General features: G+C 70.5%; 13 protein-coding genes. 4 read left to right on the top strand and 9 right to left on the bottom strand.

What is annotated here, in order from left to right; translation table 11 throughout:
• Positions 1-34 precede the first annotated feature (34 nt).
• Both GA0074694_RS28135 and GA0074694_RS28125 read right to left on the bottom strand, forming a co-directional pair.
• On the bottom strand, positions 35-877 hold the full coding sequence (locus GA0074694_RS28135; protein WP_091453604.1) for an IS5 family transposase: 843 nt from the start codon (positions 875-877) through the stop codon (positions 35-37).
• Between the two features lie 425 nt (positions 878-1,302).
• Complete coding sequence (locus GA0074694_RS28125; RefSeq protein WP_091462953.1) at positions 1,303-11,322, bottom strand: winged helix-turn-helix domain-containing protein; 10,020 nt, start codon at positions 11,320-11,322, stop codon at positions 1,303-1,305.
• 576 nt (positions 11,323-11,898) lie between these two features.
• Here GA0074694_RS28125 and GA0074694_RS28120 point away from each other — a divergent pair.
• Complete coding sequence (locus GA0074694_RS28120) at positions 11,899-13,674, top strand: transposase (protein WP_176737983.1); 1,776 nt, start codon at positions 11,899-11,901, stop codon at positions 13,672-13,674.
• 166 nt (positions 13,675-13,840) lie between these two features.
• The gene (locus GA0074694_RS28115; protein ID WP_218105831.1) at positions 13,841-14,146 is read left to right on the top strand and encodes a hypothetical protein; all 306 of its coding nucleotides are present in this window, start codon (positions 13,841-13,843) and stop codon (positions 14,144-14,146) included.
• A gap of 159 nt (positions 14,147-14,305) precedes the next feature.
• On the opposite strand, the gene GA0074694_RS28110 is transcribed toward GA0074694_RS28115, so the two are convergent.
• The 4 genes from GA0074694_RS28110 to GA0074694_RS28095 are packed head-to-tail and all read right to left on the bottom strand — an operon-like array spanning position 14,306 to position 15,359.
• On the bottom strand, positions 14,306-14,656 hold the full coding sequence (locus GA0074694_RS28110; protein ID WP_091462952.1) for a hypothetical protein: 351 nt from the start codon (positions 14,654-14,656) through the stop codon (positions 14,306-14,308).
• Positions 14,657-14,716: 60 nt separating this feature from the next.
• Positions 14,717-14,917, bottom strand: coding sequence for a hypothetical protein (locus tag GA0074694_RS28105; protein WP_091462951.1), 201 nt, complete (start codon positions 14,915-14,917; stop codon positions 14,717-14,719).
• Between the two features lie 35 nt (positions 14,918-14,952).
• Positions 14,953-15,174 carry a hypothetical protein gene (locus GA0074694_RS28100; protein ID WP_245714953.1) on the bottom strand — a complete coding sequence of 74 codons (222 nt, stop codon included), beginning with the start codon at positions 15,172-15,174 and terminating at the stop codon, positions 14,953-14,955.
• Positions 15,171-15,359 (bottom strand): hypothetical protein, encoded by a 189-nt coding sequence (locus GA0074694_RS28095; RefSeq protein WP_176737957.1) that lies wholly within the window; start codon positions 15,357-15,359, stop codon positions 15,171-15,173. The genes GA0074694_RS28100 and GA0074694_RS28095 overlap by 4 nt, the downstream gene beginning before the upstream one ends.
• A 261-nt stretch (positions 15,360-15,620) precedes the next feature.
• On the opposite strand from GA0074694_RS28095, the gene GA0074694_RS28090 reads away from it, so the two are divergent.
• A complete protein-coding gene (locus GA0074694_RS28090) occupies positions 15,621-17,396 on the top strand; it encodes a transposase (protein WP_176737983.1) in 1,776 nt (591 codons plus the stop codon).
• A gap of 7 nt (positions 17,397-17,403) precedes the next feature.
• Here the strand turns inward: GA0074694_RS28090 and GA0074694_RS28085 are convergent, their stop codons facing one another.
• The 3 genes from GA0074694_RS28085 to GA0074694_RS32040 all read right to left on the bottom strand — a co-directional run bounded on the left by GA0074694_RS28085 (position 17,404) and on the right by GA0074694_RS32040 (position 19,864).
• On the bottom strand, positions 17,404-18,579 hold the full coding sequence (locus tag GA0074694_RS28085; RefSeq protein ID WP_091464198.1) for an IS110 family RNA-guided transposase: 1,176 nt from the start codon (positions 18,577-18,579) through the stop codon (positions 17,404-17,406).
• Positions 18,580-19,235: 656 nt separating this feature from the next.
• Positions 19,236-19,442: a hypothetical protein gene (locus GA0074694_RS33435; protein ID WP_245714952.1), complete on the bottom strand. Its 207-nt coding sequence runs from the start codon at positions 19,440-19,442 to the stop codon at positions 19,236-19,238.
• A complete protein-coding gene (locus GA0074694_RS32040) occupies positions 19,418-19,864 on the bottom strand; it encodes an AAA family ATPase (RefSeq protein ID WP_176738146.1) in 447 nt (148 codons plus the stop codon). Before GA0074694_RS32040 ends, GA0074694_RS33435 begins: the two co-directional genes overlap by 25 nt.
• Positions 19,865-19,994: 130 nt before the next feature.
• On the opposite strand from GA0074694_RS32040, the gene GA0074694_RS28070 reads away from it, so the two are divergent.
• Positions 19,995-20,372, top strand: a complete 378-nt coding sequence (locus GA0074694_RS28070; RefSeq protein WP_425413671.1) for an SAM-dependent methyltransferase — start codon at positions 19,995-19,997, stop codon at positions 20,370-20,372.
• Positions 20,373-20,664: the final 292 nt, after the last annotated feature.

The following is a 20,664-nucleotide window of genomic DNA, read 5'->3' as shown; positions in this document are numbered from 1 at the left end:
CTTGAGTTAAGAGGTCGCGCGGAATGGTTGTTGATCATCGGCGGCGGGCGGGTCGGTTGTTCCACCGGTAGAGGGTCCATGCACGCCGGATGAGGCTGCGGACGGTGATGATCGCGTCGGCGAGGTCGAAGAAGGCGTCGATGACCTTCTCTGTTCGTTCGTAGCAGCGTTGCAGCCGGTTGAACGCGTTGTGCCAGCTGTTCGTCCGTTCGACGTGCCACCGTTGGCTCGCCTGGATGGGCGCCTTGTCGCCCTTGTGGGCGATCTCACCGGTCAGGCCGCGCTCGGCCAGCAGGGCGCGGGTGACCTGGGAGTCGTATCCGGCGTCGAGGTGCACCGTGATGGCCTGGGGTAGTGGGCCGAGGTCGTCGAGGTGGTCGAGGGTGGGGCCGAGCAGGGGTGAGTCGTGTCGGTTCGCGCCGGCCAGGACCCGGCCGAGGGGGATGCCGTAGCCGTCGACCATCAACGAGCGTTTCATGCCCTGCTTGCCCCGGTCGACCGGTGAGCGTCCGGCGGCCTCGCCGCCGCCGGGAGCCTTGGTGATGCAGCCGTCCACGGCGATGTCGTCGAGGACCAGGCCGACGAGCCGGTCGTAGGCGTCCAGGGCGATCTGTTTGAGCTGGGCGAACACCCCAAGCTCTATCCACTCGTCACGGCGGCCGCGGATCGTGGTGGCCGAACAGGTGGCATCGGCGATCGCCTCGTAGGCGCAGCCGAACCGCAACACCTGGACCAGCTTGTCGAACACGATGCGGTCATCGATCCGCTTGCGGTGACAGCCCAGCGGATGTGTCGGTTGGTAGGTCGGCCGATCGGGGAGCAGCGCGGCGAACTGGACCCACAACGGCTCGATCAGCCATGCTGGGATGGCAGGCACAGAACCTCCCGTGATCACGGAGCGTCAGCAACTTCATGATCACCAGTTCTGTGCCTGCATCCGTTCAGGCGCGCCGATCAACCCACCATTCCGCGCGACCTCTAAGGAGTTGATCTAGCGAGTGGGAGCGGGGCGGCCATGCGAACGCCGCTCCAAAACAGCGTGTGGCCGCCCAGCACGTTGCGGCCGGGTCCGGAACTTCCGCAGGAACACCTCGTCGGGGCCGGTCAGCGTGAAGTAGCGGATCAACTCAGCCCGCGTGACCTCCGGGAACCCCCGCAGCCGCGCCAGCTCTTCCTCGGAGAACACATCCCGAGTCGCCACCCACCCACCGCCCGAACATTGATCCATACCAAACGGACGGCACGCTACGGGTCACCCACCACGAAGATCAATGGACCTTAGCGTTGGTTTTTCGCTGGAAGCTACGGACGGGCCTGATTGCGCGGCTGGCCGGGGTCGGTGGACATCCCAGCACCGTGGGCGGTCACATCAATGTCGGGATCCGGCCACCCCGGTTCCGTCCACCCCGCCTGCCAGGACGACGCGGTGGGGGCGTCCGGGTCGTCCAGCGGCGCTGGCAGCCCAGGCAGGCCCGTGTCCGTCGGCGGGGCAGGTACCGTCCCGGGCATCGGCGACTGAGGTGCCGGATTCTGCACGTCCAGTCCGGGCGGGATCGACCGCGTCCTTGGGAACTGGTTGTGCTGGTCGCCGCTGGGCGGCGACCACGATGTCGGGTCGGGCGGGGTCTGCGGCCAGGTCGGATCCATCGGTTGCGGCCCGGGGTCGGGTGCCGTGTCCATGGCCGTGGGCGGGCCGACCCACCACGGATGGAGCGGATCAAGATTGAGCAGATCGGCGGGTTCCCCCTGGTAGGTGGCCCAGTCGCCGAGGTTCCTGTTGCCGTCGTCGGGCTGATTGTCGGTGGGCGGCGGGCCGAAGTTGGCGGGTATCGCAGCACCGTGCCCGTCGGGCACACCAATGTCGGGAACCCACCCTGCCTGCCAGAGCGATGCCGTGGGGGCGTCCGGGGCGTTCAGCGGCCCGGGCGGCGCTGGCAGCCCAGGCAGACCCGTGTCCGTCGGCGGGGCAGGTACCGTCCCGGGCATCGGCGACTGAGGTGCCGGATTCTGCACGTCCAGTCCGGGCGGGATCGACCGCGTCCTTGGGAACTGGTTGTGCTGGTCGCCGCTGGGCGGCGACCACGATGTCGGGTCGGGCGGGGTCTGCGGCCAGGTCGGATCCATCGGTTGCGGCCCGGGGTCGGGTGCCGTGTCCATGGCCGTGGGCGGGCCGACCCACCACGGATGGAGCGGATCAAGATTGAGCAGATCGGCGGGTTCCCCCTGGTAGGTGGCCCAGTCGCCGAGGTTCCTGTTGCCGTCGTCGGGCTGATTGTCGGTGGGCGGCGGGCCGAAGTTGGCGGGTATCGCAGCACCGTGCCCGTCGGGCACACCAATGTCGGGAACCCACCCTGCCTGCCAGAGCGATGCCGTGGGGGCGTCCGGGGCGTTCAGCGGCCCGGGCGGCGCTGGCAGCCCAGGCAGACCCGTGTCCGTCGGCGGGGCAGGTACCGTCCCGGGCATCGGCGACGTATCCCCGTGGTCCAGCCGGGACAGGTCCTCACCCTGCGGGCGGTCCGGTCCGAGGGCAGGGTCCGGCAACGGTGCTTGCTGGGGCTGACCCGGATCGCTCACCCCGTACCGCGCCGCCACGCGACCGCGACTTTCCTGGACCGGCTGCAGCAGAGCACTGCCGAGCAATATCCCGATCCGGTGATGCACCGTCGGCTGCGGTGTGGATGTCGCCTCGGCGAGGTCTGACAGGCTGGCGGTGATGATCCCGTTGTCGTCCATCCGGTCGATCAGGGCGTTCCACAACTGCCGCAGCTGATCCCGCTGCCGCGTTCTGATGTGGCCGGCGTGCTGGTCGAACAGCCTCTCGGCCTCATCCGGGTCGCGCACCCACCGGCTGCCCGCAGTGGGTTGGGGTTGGTCGGGGTGGAGTGGGGCGAGGGTGGTGGGTGGCTCGTCGGCCGGGTGATGGAGGGTGTCGCCGGTGTGGAGAGTGCCGGCGTCGGTGCGGGTCACCGCCGGGGAGGGTGCGAGGTATGGCTGCCAGTCCATGTCCGGCTCCTGGTAGGTGGCCCAGTCGCCGGGGTTTCCGCTGCCGTGGCCGGCCTGATTGTCGGTGCTCGGCTGGTCGAAGTCGGTGGACATCGCAGCACGGTGCCCGTCGGTCACACCAGTGCCGGGAACCGGCCCCGCTGGTTCCGCCCACCCCGTCGGCCAGGACGACGCGGCCGGCCCCGTCGGCCAGGGCGATGCTGTGGGGGCGTCCGGGTCGTCCAGCGGCCCGGGCAGCCCTGACAGCCCGGGCAGACCCGTGCCCGCCGGCGGGGCAGGTACCGGCCCGGACATCGGCAGCGTACCCCCGTGGTCCAGCCAGGACAGGTCCTCACCCTGCGGGCGGTCCGGTCCGAGGGCAGGGCCCGGCAACGGCGCTTGCCGGGGCTGAGCCGGATCGCTCACCCCGTACCGCGCCGCCACGCGACCGCGACCTTCCCGGACCCGCTGCAGCAGACCACGGTCGCGCAATACCCCGATCCGGTCATGCACCGTCGGCTGCGGTGCGGATGTCGCCTCGGCGAGGTCTGACCCGCTGGCGGTGATGATCCCGTTGTCGTCCATCCGGTCGATCAGGGCGTTCCACAACTGCCGCAGCTGTTCCCGCTGCCGTGTTGTGGTGGCGATGTGGTCGGCGTGCTGGTCGAACAGCGCCCGGGCCCCGCCCGGGTCGCGCAGCCATCGGCTGCCTTCGGGAGGGGCCGGCAGTGGTGCTTGCCGGGGCTGACCCGGATCGCTCACCCCGTACCGCGCCGCCCCGCCACCGCGACCTTCCTGCACCAGCTGCAGCAGAGCACTGCCGCGCAATACCCCGATCCGGTCATGCACCGTCGGCCGCAGTGTGAATGTCGCCTCGGCGAGGTCTGACTCGCTGGCGGTGATGATCCCGTTGTCGTCCATCCGGTCGATCAGGGCGTTCCACAACTGCCGCAGCTGTTCCCGCTGCCGTGTTGTGGTGGCGATGTGGTCGGCGTGCTGGTCGAACAGCGCCCGGGCCCCGCCCGGGTCGCGCAGCCACTGGCTGCCTTCGGGAGGGGCCGGCAGTGGTGCTTGCCGGGGCTGACCCGGATCGCTCACCCCGTACCGCGCCGCCCCGCCACCGCGACCTTCCTGGACCAGCTGCAGCAGACCACGGTCGCGCAATACCCTGATCCGGGCATGCACCGTCTGCCGCAGTGTGAATGTCGCCTCGGCGAGGTCTGACCCGCTGGCGGTGATGATCCCGTTGTCGTCCATCCGGTCGATCAGGGCGTTCCACAACTGCCGCAGCTGTTCCCGCTGCCGTGTTGTGGTGGCGATGTGGCCGGCGTGCTGGTCGAACAGCGCCCGGGCCCCGCCCGGGTCGCGCACCCGCCGGCTGCCCGCAGCGGGTTGGGGTTGGGGTTGGGGTTGGTCGGGGTGCGGCGAGGCGGGCGTGGTGGGTGGCTCGTCGGCCGGGTGATGGAGGGTGTCGCCGGCGTGAACAGTGCCGGCGTCGGTGCGGGCCACCGCCGGCCAGGACGACGCGGTGGGGGCGTCCGGGTCGTCCAACGGCCTGGGCAGCCCTGGCAGACCCGTGCCCGCCGGCGGGGCAGGTACCAGCCCGGACATCGGCGACTGAGGTGCCGGATCCTGCATGCCCGGTCCGGGCGGGAACGACTGAGTCCCTGGGAACTGGCTGGGCTGGTCGCCGTTGGGCGGCGACCATGATGTCGGGCCGGGCGGGGCCTGCGGCCGGGGCGGATCCATCGGTTGCGGCGCGGGGTCGGGTTCCGTGCCCACGGCCTCAAACGGATAGAGCAGATCGGCCGGGTCCACATCGAGCGAACGGGCTGGGTCCACCTCGTAGGTGGCCCAGTCGCCGAGGATCCCGCCGTCGCTGGCCTGATCGTCGATGCCCGGCTGGTCGAAGTCGGTGGACATCGCCGCACCGTGCCCGTCGGTCACGCCCATGCCGGGTACCGGCCACCCCGGTTGCGCCCACCCCGCCGGCCAGGACGACGCGGTGGGGGCGTCCGGGTCGTCCAACGGCCCGGGCAGCCCTGGCAGACCCGTGCCCGCCGGCGAGGCAGGTACCAGCCCGGACATCGGCGACTGAGGTGCCGGATCCTGCATGCCCGGTCCGGGCGGGAACGACTGAGTCCCTGGGAACTGGCTGGGCTGGTCGCCGTTGGGCGGCGACCATGATGTCGGGCCGGGCGGGGCCTGCGGCCGGGGCGGATCCATCGGTTGCGGCCCGGGGTCGCGTTCCGTGCCCACGGCCTCAAACGGATAGAGCAGATCGGCCGGGTCCACATCAAGCGAACCGGCTGGGTCCACCTCGTAGGTGGCCCAGTCGCCGAGGATCCCGCCGTCGCTGGCCTGATCGTCGATGCCCGGCTGGTCGAAGTCGGTGGACATCGCCGCACCGTGCCCGTCGGTCACGCCCATGCCGGGTACCGGCCACCCCGGTTCCGCCCACCCCGCCGGCCAGGACGACGCGGTGGAGGCGTCCGGGTCGTCCAACGGCCCGGGCAGCCCTGGCAGACCCGTGCCCGCCGGCGAGGCAGGTACCAGCCCGGACATCGGCGACTGAGGTGCCGGATCCTGCATGCCCGGTCCGGGCGGGAACGACTGAGTCCCTGGGAACTGGCTGGGCTGGTCGCCGTTGGGCGGCGACCATGATGGGCCGGGCGGGGCCTGCGGCCGGGGCGGATCCATCGGTTGCGGCCCGGGGTCGGGTTCCGCGCCCACGGCCTCAAACGGATAGAGCAGATCGGCCGGGTCCACATCAAGCGAACCGGCTGGGTCCACCTCGTAGGTGGCCCAGTCGCCGAGGTTCCCGCCGTCGCTGGCCTGATCGTCGATGCCCGGCTGGTCGAAGTCGGTGGACATCGCCGCACCGTGCCCGTCGGTCACGCCCATGCCGGGTACCGGCCACCCCGGTTCCGCCCACCCCGCCGGCCAGGACGACGCGGTGGGGGCGTCCGGGTCGTCCAACGGCCCGGGCAGCCCTGGCAGACCCGTGCCCGCCGGCGGGGCAGGTGCAGGCCCGGACATCGGCACCGTAGCCCCGGGGTCCAGCCAGGACAGGTCCTCACCCTGCGGGCGGTCCGGTCCGAGGGCAGGGCCCGGCAGCGGTGCTTGCCGGGGCTGACCCGGATCGCTCACCCCGTACCGCGCCGCCCCGCCACCGCGACCTTCCCGGACCAGCTGCAGCAGACCACGGTCGCGCAATACCCCGATCCGGTCATGCACCGTCGGCTGCGGTGCGGATGTCGCCTCGGCGAGGTCTGACCCGCTGGCGGTGATGATCCCGTTGTCGTCCATCCGGTCGATCAGGGCGTTCCACAACTGCCGCAGCTGTTCCCGCTGCCGTGTTGTGGTGGCGATGTGGCCGGCGTGCTGGTCGAACAGCGCCCGGGCCCCGCCCGGGTCGCGCAGCCATCGGCTGCCTTCGGGAAGGGCCGGCAGTGGTGCTTGCTGGGGCTGACCCGGATCGCTCACCCCGTACCGCGCCGCCCCGCCACCGCGACCTTCCTGCACCAGCTGCAGCAGACCACGGTCGCGCAATGCCCCGATCCGGTCATGCACCGTCCGCCGCAGTGTGAATGTCGCCTCGGCGAGGGCTGACCCGCTGGCGGTGATGATCCCGTCGTCGTCCATCCGGTCGATCAGGGCGTTCCACAACTGCCGCAGCTGTTCCCGCTGCCGCGTTGTGGTGGCGATGTGGCCGGCGTGCTGGTCGAACAGCGCCCGGGCCTCATCCGGGTCGCGCAGCCACTGGCTGCCTTCGGGAAGGGCCGGCAGTGGTGCTTGCCGGGGCTGACCCGGATCGCTCACCCCGTACCGCGCCGCCCCGCCACCGCGACCTTCCTGCACCAGCTGCAGCAGAGCACTGCCGCGCAATACCCCGATCCGGGCATGCACCGTCGGCCGCAGTGTGAATGTCGCCTCGGCGAGGGCTGACCCGCTGGCGGTGATGATCCCGTTGTCGTCCATCCGGTCGATCAGGGCGTTCCACAACTGCCGCAGCTGTTCCCGCTGCCGTGTTGTGGTGGCGATGTGGTCGGCGTGCTGGTCGAACAGCGCCCGGGCCCCGCCCGGGTCGCGCACCCATCGGCTGCCCGCGGGAAGGGCCGGCAACGGTGCTTGCTGGGGCTGACCCGGATCGCTCACCCGGTACCGCGCCGCCACGCGACCGTGACTTTCCTGGACCAACCGCAGCAGACCACTGCCGCGCAATGCCCCGATCCGGTCATGCACCGTCGGCTGCGGTGTGAATGTCGCCTCGGCGAGGTCTGACCCGCTGGCGGTGATGATCCCGTTGTCGTCCATCCGGTCGATCAGGGCGTTCCACAACTGCCGCAGCTGTTCCCGCTGCCGTGTTGTGGTGGCGATGTGGCCGGCGTGCTGGTCGAACAGCGCCCGGGCCTCGCCCGGGTCGCGCACCCACCGGCTGCCCGCAGCGGGTTGGGGTTGGGGTTGGGGTTGGTCGGGTTGCGGCGAGGCGGGCGTGGTGGGTGGCTCGTCGGCCGGGTGATGGAGGGTGTCGCCGGCGTGAACAGTGCCGGCGTCGGTGCGGGCCACCGCTGGCCAGGACGCGAGGTATGGCTGCCAGTCCATGTCCGGCCCCGGGTAGGTGGCCCAGTCGCCGAGGTTCCCGCCCTCGCCGGCCCAGTCGCCGAGGTTCCCGCCGTCGCCGGCCCAGTCGCCGAGGTTCCCGCCGTCGCTGGCCTGATCGTCGATGCCCGGCTGGTCGAAGTCGGTGGACATCGCCGCACCGTGCCCGTCGGTCACGCCCATGCCGGGTACCGGCCACCCCGGTTCCGCCCACCCCGCCGGCCAGGACGACGCGGCCGGCCCTGCCGGCCAGGACGATGCGGTGGGGGCGTCCGGGTCGTCCAACGGCCCGGGCAGCCCTGGCAGACCCGTGCCCGCCGGCGGGGCAGGTACCAGCCCGGACATCGGCAACATACCCCAGTCGTCCAGCCAGGACAGGTCCTCACCCTGCGGGTGGTCCGGTCCGAGGGCAGGGCCCGGCACCGGCAACTGCGCCCCTGGATCCCGCGACGGGCCCCACACCCACTGGGCGGCGGACACCGGGCCAGGACCAGACGGGTCGCCGCCTTCCGCTGGATCGGGCGACTGCCCGCCTGAGGTGTTGCCGGCCCACCGGTGCCGGCCGCCAGCGGCGACGAAGTCCTCCTGATCCGGCCAGCGCACGCCGGGTTCCTGACCGTTCTCGACGATGTCCGCGGTCCGTACCGCCTCCACCAGATCCGGCCCGAACAACTCCACCGAACCATCCGAGAACAACACGGACCGCACCGGCTCGTCCACGTGTGGCCGCAGCTCGCCGGGTATCTGGTCCACCTCGTGCGTGGACGACATCAGCCGCCGGGCACGGAGCTGGGTGCGCAACCATCCACCGAAGGAGGTGGCCTGCCCCGGTCCCCGCCATGCCGCGTCGCACCAGACCAGCATGATGTCAGGTATGCCGCCGCCGCGCTGTCGCGCCTGCGCGACGGCGTGTTGCCAGGCGGGCGAGGCGGTGATCATCCGGAGGAACAAGGCCTGACGCACCGGATCGTCGGCCAGCCGCTCGGCCAGGTTCCGGTGCCCGGCGATGGTGAACCATCCCTCCACCGACGGCAGCGCCTGCGCCGCCGTGCGATCCGCCGCCGCGTCCAGATCCGCCGCTGCCGGGTCGGCGAAGTACACGCCGCTGAACGTGTCCGCCATGACGACATCCCTGGACACCTCGAACAGTTGGGGCAGGACCCCGTCCGGCGACGCCGCCTGGATACCGAGGTCCGCAGCGAGCCGGCGCAGCTGAGCGTCGCTGGCACGGCCGTAGCCGCCGCTGGCGAGATCGTGGATTCGTTCCACGGCCGGCCCAGTCGCCGCGACGGCCCGCTCGCCGAGACCGCCAGAGTCGGCACTGATCGACTCGTCCAGCAACGACACATCACTGATCGAACCCGAGTCCCTGAAACCGGTCGAATCCGTGTCCCGGGAGCCGAGATCGGGGCTGAACACTCCACCGCTTGCAATAGACACGTCACTGACCGACGCCGTATCACCGACGCTGTCGACGTCGACGATCGACATGCCACCGACACGGGAGCCGGCACCACCCGGCACCGTACCGAGGGCCCCGACCACATCCGCCGTCCCGGGCGTCACGCTCCCGCCGGCCGAGGCGAGCACCTTGTGGTACCCGTCCACCCACTCCCGCTGGAACGAGGTGACCAACGCCGCATGACCGGCCGGATCGACACCGTAGCGGCGGGCCAACGCGGTGAACTGGGCCTGCGCCAGACCAGCCGCCGCCGCGGTGTGCCGCTCGGACATCACCGGCACCGCCGGCCCGCCGACACGCCCGCCTTCCTCGACATCGACCGTAGCCACACCGGCGGCCGCCCCGGTGACACCGGGGACCGTCACGGCCGAGAAACGGGCGGACAGGTCGGTAACCGCCTGCCGGACCACCCTCCCCACGGCACTGACCTGCCCGGCGTCGGGACCGGCCACCACACCCGGCAGCACGGCAGGGGCACCGAGGATCACATCGACCCCACGGTCCACCTGGCTCCACACGCCGCCCTCGACCGCCCTGAGCACGCCAGCGGACGGCACCACCGCCCCAGCGCCCCCCGACACGCCAGCGCCTGTCGGCACGCCAGCGCCTGTCGGCACGCCAGCGCCTGTCGGCGTGCCGGTGCCTGTGGGTAGGCCGGCGGCGAGGTACTGGTCGATGTGGTGTTGAACGGCCAGGTGCGCGAGCGAGCGCAGCGCCTGCCGGTCGAACTCCGCCGGCAGCCCGGCGATCACCTGCCGCGCCCGCACCTCGGCCGGGATCCGCCCACCGGAGAACGCCAACGCCTCGACCACCCGGGCCACCGCCCGCTGCCGGACACCCGTCAGATACCCCTCGGTCAACGCGGCAGCGGGCAGACCGACCGCGGACAGGAAAGCCGCAACAGCCCGATCACCCCGCCGGGCGTCGACCCACCCGGCGAACACCCGCTCAACCGACACGGGAAGCGCGGCCAGGAACTGCCGCGCCTGCCCCATCCCGGCCAGCAGTCCACCATAGTGGTCCACCAGTTCCCGCTGGAACCGCTGCCACTGCTCCACCACCAGCGCACCAGCGGCCGCTACCCACTCCGGCACCGGCACCAGCGGCACCGAGAAGCTCGGCACGGACCACGCCGGCACCGGCAGGTCCGGGGCCGACCACGCCGGCGCGGACAGGTCCGGTGCCGACAGGGTCGGTGCCGGCACCGGCGGGACGGGCACCGGGCCCGGCCCGCCAGAGCCCGCACCCGCCGGATCGTCGACCTCCGGCTGATACGTGGACGGTGCCGGAGTGACCGGAGCGACCGGCCTGCCGTCGGCGGTGAAACCGGTACCGGCGGGCATGTTCCACCGGGGCCGGGTCGGATTGAACCCCAAACCGACAGCCACGCGACGCGCAGCGGCCCCGGCCCCGGACGCGCCCAGCTCACCCGACCCCGACAACGCCCCGGAAATCACGGCCATACCGAGACCACTGGGGTCGTAGGTCCCGTCGACGATGTAGCTGGCGGCGATGTCGCCGACCACCTCCAGGCCGATCTCCGACACCGGCACCATCATCAGGCTGGTCAGCAGGTTACGCGTGGTATCCGACACTTCGAACTTCGCCAGAGCACCACCCACGACCCCGGCGAACCGGGCCAACGCCGGCCCGGCCGCCGTGGTGACACCCGCCACCGCCAACCCGTACAACGCCTGCTTACCGACCTGCGCCCAGTCGACCCCCGGCACCAGACCATCAGCCAGCATGCTGATCTGCGCCAACAACGACGACCCCGGCATGAACAACATCTGGATCGCCGTGCTGCTCGCCGCCGCCCGCACCATCGACGACCGCAGGATCGTCTGGATGATCGTCCGGGTCTTCACGATGTGCGCCGCCGCCTCCACCGGCAGGACAAACGCCATCGCGAACGCGACCGCCAACTCCGTCATCATGAAGATGAACATGACCAGCGCCTGACGATCCGTCAGCTCCATCTGGTTCAGGAAGCCCCGCATCGCCTGAGCCGCGTTCACCTTCAGATCGGCGACCCCGTCCAACAACTCCACGAACGGAGCGGTCTGCGCCACGAACCGGTCGAAGACCTCACCCTCCCCCGCCGCCCCAACCACCTTGATCACCTGGGCCAGCTCCGGAACCAACAGGGTCCGCACCCGATCCGCCAGCACCTCCAACGCGTTCAGGTCGTACGCCAACACCGGCAGATTCGACCGGTGCAACCGCATCCCGGTGAACGCCTCCAGGGCCTGCTTCGACGACTCACTGAGACCCACGGAAGGAACAGCAGCCTCCGCCACCGCCAACGCCCCCTCCCCACCCCCACCAGGGGCACTCAATGCCAATCACCCAGCAGCGCACCAACGCCTCGGCCGTCGGCCATCTCGTTCCCACGCGAAGCAGCCCCGCGCACCGCCACTCATGTCCGCAACCAGCTCGGAACCGATGGCCTCCGTTTCACCCAGACACAACGACAGAGGCCCACCGCCTCGCCCTGAAATCCAGGGCCGCACACACCTCGACCAACAGCTCCTCATCACTCAACGCGCTCATCCCACCACCCCCCCGTTACCCCACGACTGAATCCTGGCAGTGGGTTCACCACCCGGGACTGCGTAGGATTTCGGCCCTGTCTCACATTCGGTGGTGACGGAGAGTCGTGGGGGTCGTTGACACTGGCGTGAAGGATGTCGATGAGCTTGCACGGACGGTGTTTTCGGGTCTTTCTCGATCCTGGTGGTTAATTCGCGACGCGCCGGTCGGGGTGACGGCCCCGGGCCGTAGTGTGGGTGATGGTGTCGGTTCGCTGCCGGTGTTTCTCCCTTCGTCCCGGCTGCGGGATGGGGATTGTGGTGTCTGTGCAGCCCGCGCCGTGGCCGGAGCCGGACCGGCGGATCGCGGCGGCGATCGCGGCGAAGTATCGGGGTCGGCGTGCCCGGCCGTTGGCGGTGCAGATCCGTGACCGGCTGGGTGAATGGCTGCATGATGCGGACTTCGTCGCGGCGTTCGGGGTTCGTGGCCGGCCGGGTTGGTCGCCGTCGCGGTTGGCGCTGGTGACGGTGTTGCAGCGGGTGGAGAATCTCACTGACCGGCAAGCGGCCGAGGCGGCGCGTAACCGGCTGGACTGGCAGTATCTGCTCGGTCTGCCGTTGGACGATCCAGGGTTCGACCACACGGTGCTGGCCGAGTTCCGCACCAGGGTGGCCGACGCCGGTCTGGAACACCTCGTGCTGGACGCGTTGCTGACCCGGCTGGCCGAGGCTGGTCTGCTCTCCGCTGGCGGCAAGCAGCGCACCGATTCCACACATGTCGCCGCGGCGGTGGCCGCGCTCAACCGTCTGGAACTGGTCGGGGAAAGCATCCGGGCGGCTTTGGAGGCCCTGGCCGCGGCGCATCCACAGTGGCTGGCCGGGCGGATCTGCGTGCCGGATTTCGCCGATCGTTATGGCAGCCCGATGACCGGTTGGCGGCCGCCGGTCTCGCAGGCCAAACGCGACGCACTGGCGATCGTCTACGCCCGCGACGGCTACCGGCTGCTGGAGGCGGTCCACGACCAGCACGCACCGGCCTGGCTGGCCCAGATACCGGCGGTGGACGTGCTGCGCCAGGTACTGGTGCAGCACTACACCCGCACGGTCACCAGTCGCGGGCGGGAGGTGATTACCCGGCGGGAGAAAGCGCCTGAGGGCGACGGTCTCCCGCCCGGCCATATCCGCATCGCTTCCCCGTACGACACCGATGCCCGGTGGGGTGTCAAACGAGAAGAGTTCTGGCTGGGCTACAAACTGCACGTCACCGAGACCTGCGACGACGCTGCGCCGTGCGGCTGCCGACAGCCCGGCGGGCACACCCCGGCAGGGCGACCGGGGCGCACCGGCGACAGGCACGAGGCCGCCTGCCCACAGCTACGGCCGAACCTGATCACGCATGTAGCCACCACCGACGCGACCGTGACCGACAACCGGATGACCGAACCCATCCACGACGCCCTCGCCGATATGAGCCTCACCCCCGGCCGGCACTACCTCGACTCCGGCTACCTGTCCGCCGCGCTCGTGGTCTCCGAACTCGCCCGGCACGGCATCACGCTGATCGGCCCGTTGCTGGCCGACTGTTCCGCCCAGGCCCGCGCCGGCAAGGGCTACGCCCGCGCCGACTTCACCATCGACTACGACACGCGCACCGTGACCTGCCCACAAGGCAGAAAGGCCACCTCCTGGACACCGTGCACCCAGTACGGCAAGCCCGCCATCGTGGCCACCTTCGCTACCAGCGACTGCGGCCCCTGCCCCGCCCGGACCCTATGCACCACCGGAAGACGACGACAACTGTCCCTACTACCCCGGGAACTGGCCGAGGCCCAGACCACCATCCGGGCCGCCGAACACACCCTCGGCTTCCAAGCCGACTACGCCCGCCGTGCCGGAGTGGAAGGCACCATCCACCAAGCCATCTCCCACGGCGCCCGCCGCGCCCGCTACCGCGGACTACCCAAGACCCGCCTCGACCACATCTTCATGGCCTGCGCCCTCAACCTGCTCCGCCTCGAAGCCTTCTGGAACGGAACACCACTGGACCGACGAAGAACCAGCCACCTCTCACGCCTCGAACTCGGCCTCGCTGCATGACCCGTAATTAACCACCAGGATCTTTCTCCGCTGGTCGTAGCGGACGTGGCGACGAGGGCGAGCGGATCGTGGTGCGGGCCCGGACGCCGCAGGACACCGCGGCCAGCAACGCCCCGGCGGTGTCGGCCCCGACGCCCTTGATCGCCATGAGCTGCGGCGCCGCCTGGTGGGCGAACTCACAGGCTCGCAGGTTCGCATCGCTGGCCTGTTCGGCGGCGGCCTGCATACCACCACTGATGACGGCTGGACCCTCGACGTCGTCGCACCGGACTGGCCCCACCACCGCGTGCTGCTGTCCGACGACGGCGGCCTCTGCCGAGGCCCTGCTGGCGAGCACTGGTGGCACATCTTCCATGCGAACTACTCCGAGCTGCGCGCCGCAGGATTCTCTCCCTCCGGGCACACCCTCGTCATCGCCACCAGCAGCGACATCACATTCTTCGTCCGACCAGCAGCGGAGCCCTCGAAGTAGTCGTCACGGTCAGCGACCACGGGAAGGACCGCAGGCAGGAATACGAGACAGTTGGATTACATGACCCTGCCAGTCGGCTGGGCCTGACGGCGGCAGCAGACGGTGGGTACGGCACGAGGGGCATGGTCGCCAGCGAGGCCGGTTAGCGTCCCACCGCGCTCAGCGGGCCGGCGCCGCAGTCCGGGCCGACGGGGGGTCCGGCTGGACGTCTCCGCAGCCCGGCCAGCCGCAGGTGTGGATGATGTGGCCGCCGCAGGCGCACTCCCGCCAGCCGAGGGCGGCCCGGGTCGCGGATCCGCCGCCGTACCGGTGGCCGCGCCGGCAGACGTCCGGCGGGTCGCCGACCAGTTCCCGGACCCGTCGGTGCCGGACGGCGGTGACGTCGGGGTGCTGGCGGGCCCAGGTGACCAGCTGGCGGAGTTCGGCCACGGTGTCGACCCGGCGGGCGGCAAGCCGGTCACCGGGCAGGCCGGGCCGCCAGCGCACGTCAACCTGCAGCGGTGGGCCCATTCGGACATGACGCGACCCTACCGAACAGGTGTTCGATTGGATCGTGGGTCAAGGCCAGGTTCATGCAGCCGTCAGCTGGTCCGGGTCAATCCCGCGCTCGACCAGCCACGCCCCGAGCGCCTCAATGTCCCGAACGTCACCCAGGGGCGCGTTCGACACCCAGCGGTTCGTCATCCGGAACACCCGCACCCGCCCTCCCGGCCAGACCTCCAGCCGCCAACGGCAGCCCTCATGGTCGACGGGCGTCAGCCACACCCACACACCCGGACCGTACGGGCGGCACGGGTGAGGGAAGGTCAGATCGGGATGATCGGCCCGCCGCCGGCCAGGCCGGCATACAGGCCGGGCTGCCCGGTGAGTACGTCGCAGCCGAGGTCGATCGCGGCGAGTACCGCGCTGGCCGCGTCAAGCCGGCCCACGGTCTCGTAGGTGACCGCGAGGGCCCGCCAGCCTTCCGGGTCGGGGGTGATGACCAGGGCGGCGGGGTGGTTGACGACCCGGACGATGACCTCGTTCACGCGGCGGTCTGGTGGTGCAGGCCCAGCTGCTCACGCACGGCGGCGTCCAGCTCGGGCGTCCAGCGCTCACGGGCCGCACGCAGCCGGCGGCGCGCGCGTTCCTTGCCCTCGGGTGTGACCGTGATACCGACCGCGGCGAGCATCGCTGTGGTCTCGGTGCCGGTCTCCGGGGTGTCGCTGGACATGCTCGTGGTCCCCACCCGCTGCTCGGGATCCACCAGAAAGACATCCCAGGAGCTTGAATGTCAAGCAGCAGCCTCGTTGAGGTGATGCGACCAGGCGGTTGCCTCGTCGTACGGGGTGCCGGTTTTGAGGCATCCGTGGATCCTGGTGGTTAATTCGCGACGCGCCGGTCGGGGTGACGGCCCCGGGCCGTAGTGTGGGTGATGGTGTCGGTTCGCTGCCGGTGTTTCTCCCTTCGTCCCGGCTGCGGGATGGGGATTGTGGTGTCTGTGCAGCCCGCGCCGTGGCCGGAGCCGGACCGGCGGATCGCGGCGGCGATCGCGGCGAAGTATCGGGGTCGGCGTGCCCGGCCGTTGGCGGTGCAGATCCGTGACCGGCTGGGTGAATGGCTGCATGATGCGGACTTCGTCGCGGCGTTCGGGGTTCGTGGCCGGCCGGGTTGGTCGCCGTCGCGGTTGGCGCTGGTGACGGTGTTGCAGCGGGTGGAGAATCTCACTGACCGGCAAGCGGCCGAGGCGGCGCGTAACCGGCTGGACTGGCAGTATCTGCTCGGTCTGCCGTTGGACGATCCAGGGTTCGACCACACGGTGCTGGCCGAGTTCCGCACCAGGGTGGCCGACGCCGGTCTGGAACACCTCGTGCTGGACGCGTTGCTGACCCGGCTGGCCGAGGCTGGTCTGCTCTCCGCTGGCGGCAAGCAGCGCACCGATTCCACACATGTCGCCGCGGCGGTGGCCGCGCTCAACCGTCTGGAACTGGTCGGGGAAAGCATCCGGGCGGCTTTGGAGGCCCTGGCCGCGGCGCATCCACAGTGGCTGGCCGGGCGGATCTGCGTGCCGGATTTCGCCGATCGTTATGGCAGCCCGATGACCGGTTGGCGGCCGCCGGTCTCGCAGGCCAAACGCGACGCACTGGCGATCGTCTACGCCCGCGACGGCTACCGGCTGCTGGAGGCGGTCCACGACCAGCACGCACCGGCCTGGCTGGCCCAGATACCGGCGGTGGACGTGCTGCGCCAGGTACTGGTGCAGCACTACACCCGCACGGTCACCAGTCGCGGGCGGGAGGTGATTACCCGGCGGGAGAAAGCGCCTGAGGGCGACGGTCTCCCGCCCGGCCATATCCGCATCGCTTCCCCGTACGACACCGATGCCCGGTGGGGTGTCAAACGAGAAGAGTTCTGGCTGGGCTACAAACTGCACGTCACCGAGACCTGCGACGACGCTGCGCCGTGCGGCTGCCGACAGCCCGGCGGGCACACCCCGGCAGGGCGACCGGGGCGCACCGGCGACAGGCACGAGGCCGCCTGCCCACAGCTACGGCCGAACCTGATCACGCATGTAGCCACCACCGACGCGACCGTGACCGACAACCGGATGACCGAACCCATCCACGACGCCCTCGCCGATATGAGCCTCACCCCCGGCCGGCACTACCTCGACTCCGGCTACCTGTCCGCCGCGCTCGTGGTCTCCGAACTCGCCCGGCACGGCATCACGCTGATCGGCCCGTTGCTGGCCGACTGTTCCGCCCAGGCCCGCGCCGGCAAGGGCTACGCCCGCGCCGACTTCACCATCGACTACGACACGCGCACCGTGACCTGCCCACAAGGCAGAAAGGCCACCTCCTGGACACCGTGCACCCAGTACGGCAAGCCCGCCATCGTGGCCACCTTCGCTACCAGCGACTGCGGCCCCTGCCCCGCCCGGACCCTATGCACCACCGGAAGACGACGACAACTGTCCCTACTACCCCGGGAACTGGCCGAGGCCCAGACCACCATCCGGGCCGCCGAACACACCCTCGGCTTCCAAGCCGACTACGCCCGCCGTGCCGGAGTGGAAGGCACCATCCACCAAGCCATCTCCCACGGCGCCCGCCGCGCCCGCTACCGCGGACTACCCAAGACCCGCCTCGACCACATCTTCATGGCCTGCGCCCTCAACCTGCTCCGCCTCGAAGCCTTCTGGAACGGAACACCACTGGACCGACGAAGAACCAGCCACCTCTCACGCCTCGAACTCGGCCTCGCTGCATGACCCGTAATTAACCACCAGGATCTCCGTGCAGGATGCCGACGAGTCGGTTGGCGAGCTGGCGCAGCGCGGCGTTGTAGCTGGCGCCGCGGGCGCGTTGCCGGTCGTAGTAGGCGCGGGCGCCCGGGGAGGCCTTCAACGCGGAGAACGCCTGGGTCATCAGCGCGTCGATGAGCCGGTCGTTGTGCACGAACCGGGCCGCGACGGTCCTCTTCTTCCCGGACGCGCGGGTGATCGGGCTGGTCGCGGCGTAGTTCTTGCGGGCCTTCGCCGAGACGTAGCGGGCGTGGTCGTCACCGAACTCAGCGAGCACCCGGGCACCGAGAACCGTGCCCAGTCCGGGCTGGGACAGGATGATCTCAGCGTCCGGGTGCCGGCCAAAATGGGCCTCCACCTGCCCCTGCAGGACCTTGACCTGCTCGTTGAGGGTGGACAGCAGCGCGATCAGCGCGCGGACCGAGGCCGCGTAGGCGGCGGTGACCACGGCGGGCTGGCCGAGGTGCTCGGCGCGCAGCGTGGTCTGGATCGCGGCCGCCTTGGCCGGAATGTCACGCCGGCGGGCCCGTTTGAGGGCCGCGCTGATCTGCGCCAGGCTCAACCGGGCGGCGCTGGCCGGGTCCGGCGCCTTCGCCAGGAGTTCCAGGGTGTCGGCGGCGTCGAGGTCCTCGAACGCGGCGAGGGCGGCCGGGAAGTACTCCCGCAGCGCATGCCGCAGCCGCTGGCCGGCGCGGGTACGTTCCCAGATCAGCGTCTTGTGCATCCGCGAGACGACCTTGACCGCCTCCGCATCAGCGCTGTCACCGGCCATCGGGCGCAGTTGGTGCGAGTCGGTACGCACCATGTCCGCCAGCATGTGCGCGTCCGCCGCGTCGCTCTTGGCCCCGGACACCGCCAGGCGCTCCCGGTAACGGGCCGCCTGCAACGGATTCACCGGATACACCGTGTATCCGGCGGCGACCAGCGCTTGTACCCACGGACCCCGATCGGTTTCGATACCGATCCTCACCCGCCCGGACACGTCCTCGGCATCGATGTCGTCACCGAGCGCCTGACCGATCATCGCGTGCAGCCTCGTCATGCCCGCCATGCCTTCCGGCAGTCGGGCCTTGGCCAGCCGGCGACCGGACGCGTCCATCACCTCGACGTCGTGGTGGTCCTCCGCCCAGTCATCTCCCACGAACAGCAACACGTCTCCCACCTTCCGAGCCGATCACCTTCGGTAGCCAGGAGGAGAACCATCAGCGACCTAATGAAGCAGTGCTCACGCCGCGACCGGGCGGGCACGACATCCCATCAGCGATCAACTCTCCACACCGACCGACAGCGGCACGCTCTTTCATCAGGACTCCACGTCCAGGCACCACGAGTGCTCGCCTGCCGGCGGCTACCTACCCACCAGGAGTTTGCCGGATGGCTCACTCCCAGAACTCATTAGGCATCGCCGGGGTCGATCCGGCACGCGGCCTCACGCTCACCAAGGCCGGTCCACCGCTGGAGGACAGGATGATCACTTGCTACTACGGCGCCGTTCCTCGGCACCCAATGCACGCACCACTGGGAGATCAACGCGGCAACACTTGGAGTCGTCACACGAAGATCTAATAGGGAAGCCCACGCAGCACGACCGGGGCCAGTCGATGCCGTACCAGCGTCGCAGCTGGAACAGGCACCGGCCGCGGTCCCAGCCCTCGTCCACCAGCGGGTACCAGGGAGTCTTGCCGCTCTCGTCGGTGATGTCGCCCCGTACGGCGATGCCCCGCCGCCCGGCCTCCTCGATCAGCCGGACCGTGTCGCGGGCGTCGGCGGCTTCGGTCGCATCTGTCGCGTCGTGCCCGGCGGGGACTACTGCTGCTCAGGCTGACCCTGCGCGTACTGCTGGGTCGGATCCTGCTGGGTGTACTGGTCCTCGCTCACTGCCGTCTCCTCGCGCTCGCCGGCCGGGTCCTGCTCTGCCCTACCCTGCGGCGTCGCCCGGAAACAGCGGGCGTGTCCCGCCGCGCGGGCGGCCCCCGGCTCCCTGCCAGCTATCCGGCGTCGAGCACCCGGCACCGGCCCTCGTCGGCTATCCGGCGAATGACGTCTCCACCCACCAGCCGGCCACCGCCGGCACCACGGGCCGCATCTCGGGCGATGCAGGTTTCCACCGGCACCTCCCGCAGGTCGACCGCCACCAGGTGCGCCCCGGCCTGCTCGGCAAGCTGCCGCCACTGCTCCACCGACGCGTCCGGCAAGTTCGTGTCGTCCGCGATCACACTCAGGCCGGCGCGCAGCAGCGCGAGCACCTGCGCTTTCTGCGCGGTGGTCACCGCGTCCTCCTGCCACCGCACACCGGCCCTACCGCCGTGGCCCATGGCCCGCAGGTCGTCGCGGTTCACGCGGAAGCGGCGCTCAGGATCCTCGGCCACCCACCGCTTGGCGTAGGTGGTCTTACCAGAGCCGGGCAGGCCACGGGTAATGACAAGTGCGGGCATCATTCCTCCTTGGCGAACATGCGGCGGACAACTCCCGGTGATCGGCGAGCCGGGCGCGACGTGGAACTTAGTACCGGAACCACGTGCTCCCACCTGACTCACGGCCGGGAGCGCCTCGTGGTTCACGAAACTGTCGAGCAATCTCTCCCACCACCGCCACGTCACCTCTGCCTTTGCCCTCTGCCGCCGGCATGAGGCCGGCGACAACGATCCGAAGGTGCTGGCCCGCTCGCGCGCCTTGAAGATCACCGAGGCCGGGAACACGAGCGTGATCACGGCGGACCTGCGCGACCCGGATGTCATCCTCGACCACCCCGACACCCTGGCGCAGATCGACTTCGACCAGCCAGTGGCCATCCTGCTGGTGGCCGTCCTTCACTTCATCGACGACGAAACTGACCGTACGGGATCGTCGCCCGCCTCCGCGACGCCATGGCCCCGGGTAGCTACCTTGTCATCAACCACGCCACCGCCGACCCCAGACCCAATGCCACGTAGCCTAATTTGATCATGTTGTTGTGCTGGTCGTTTGTGCCCGGACGGGCTTCCGGCGGGTGTGGTGCGGCGGGCGGGTCAGCGTGTCCGGGCTGTGGTGTTGACGCCGGCTGGCTGGGCGGGTCTGGCCGGGTGTTTCTGGTAGTCCTTTCTGGCTGGTGGCGGCGGGCGGGTCCGCCGGTGGTGGGGGTTTGAGGCCCCAGAACCGGATGGTCGCTGGGCCGTCGTGGCGGATGCTGGCCGGTTCGTGGTGTTTCTTGACGCGGTAGCTGTTGTGGCGGGCTCGTTTGACCGCCCGGGGGCAG

It is taken from the genome of Micromonospora inyonensis (assembly GCF_900091415.1).
Classification (GTDB): domain Bacteria; phylum Actinomycetota; class Actinomycetes; order Mycobacteriales; family Micromonosporaceae; genus Micromonospora; species Micromonospora inyonensis.
The sequence above is the reverse complement of the archived record's forward strand: the minus strand, read 5'-3'. Positions and strand labels throughout refer to the sequence as shown.

What these genes read in the sequence shown, in the direction of transcription:
- GA0074694_RS28110 (WP_091462952.1), bottom strand. Translation starts at nt 14,656, where the DNA reads ATGGGCCCACCGCTGCAGGTTGACGTGCGCTGGCGGCCCGGCCTGCCC.
- GA0074694_RS28095 (WP_176737957.1), bottom strand. Translation starts at nt 15,359, where the DNA reads ATGTCCAGCGACACCCCGGAGACCGGCACCGAGACCACAGCGATGCTC.
- GA0074694_RS32040 (WP_176738146.1), bottom strand. Translation starts at nt 19,864, where the DNA reads ATGCCCGCACTTGTCATTACCCGTGGCCTGCCCGGCTCTGGTAAGACC.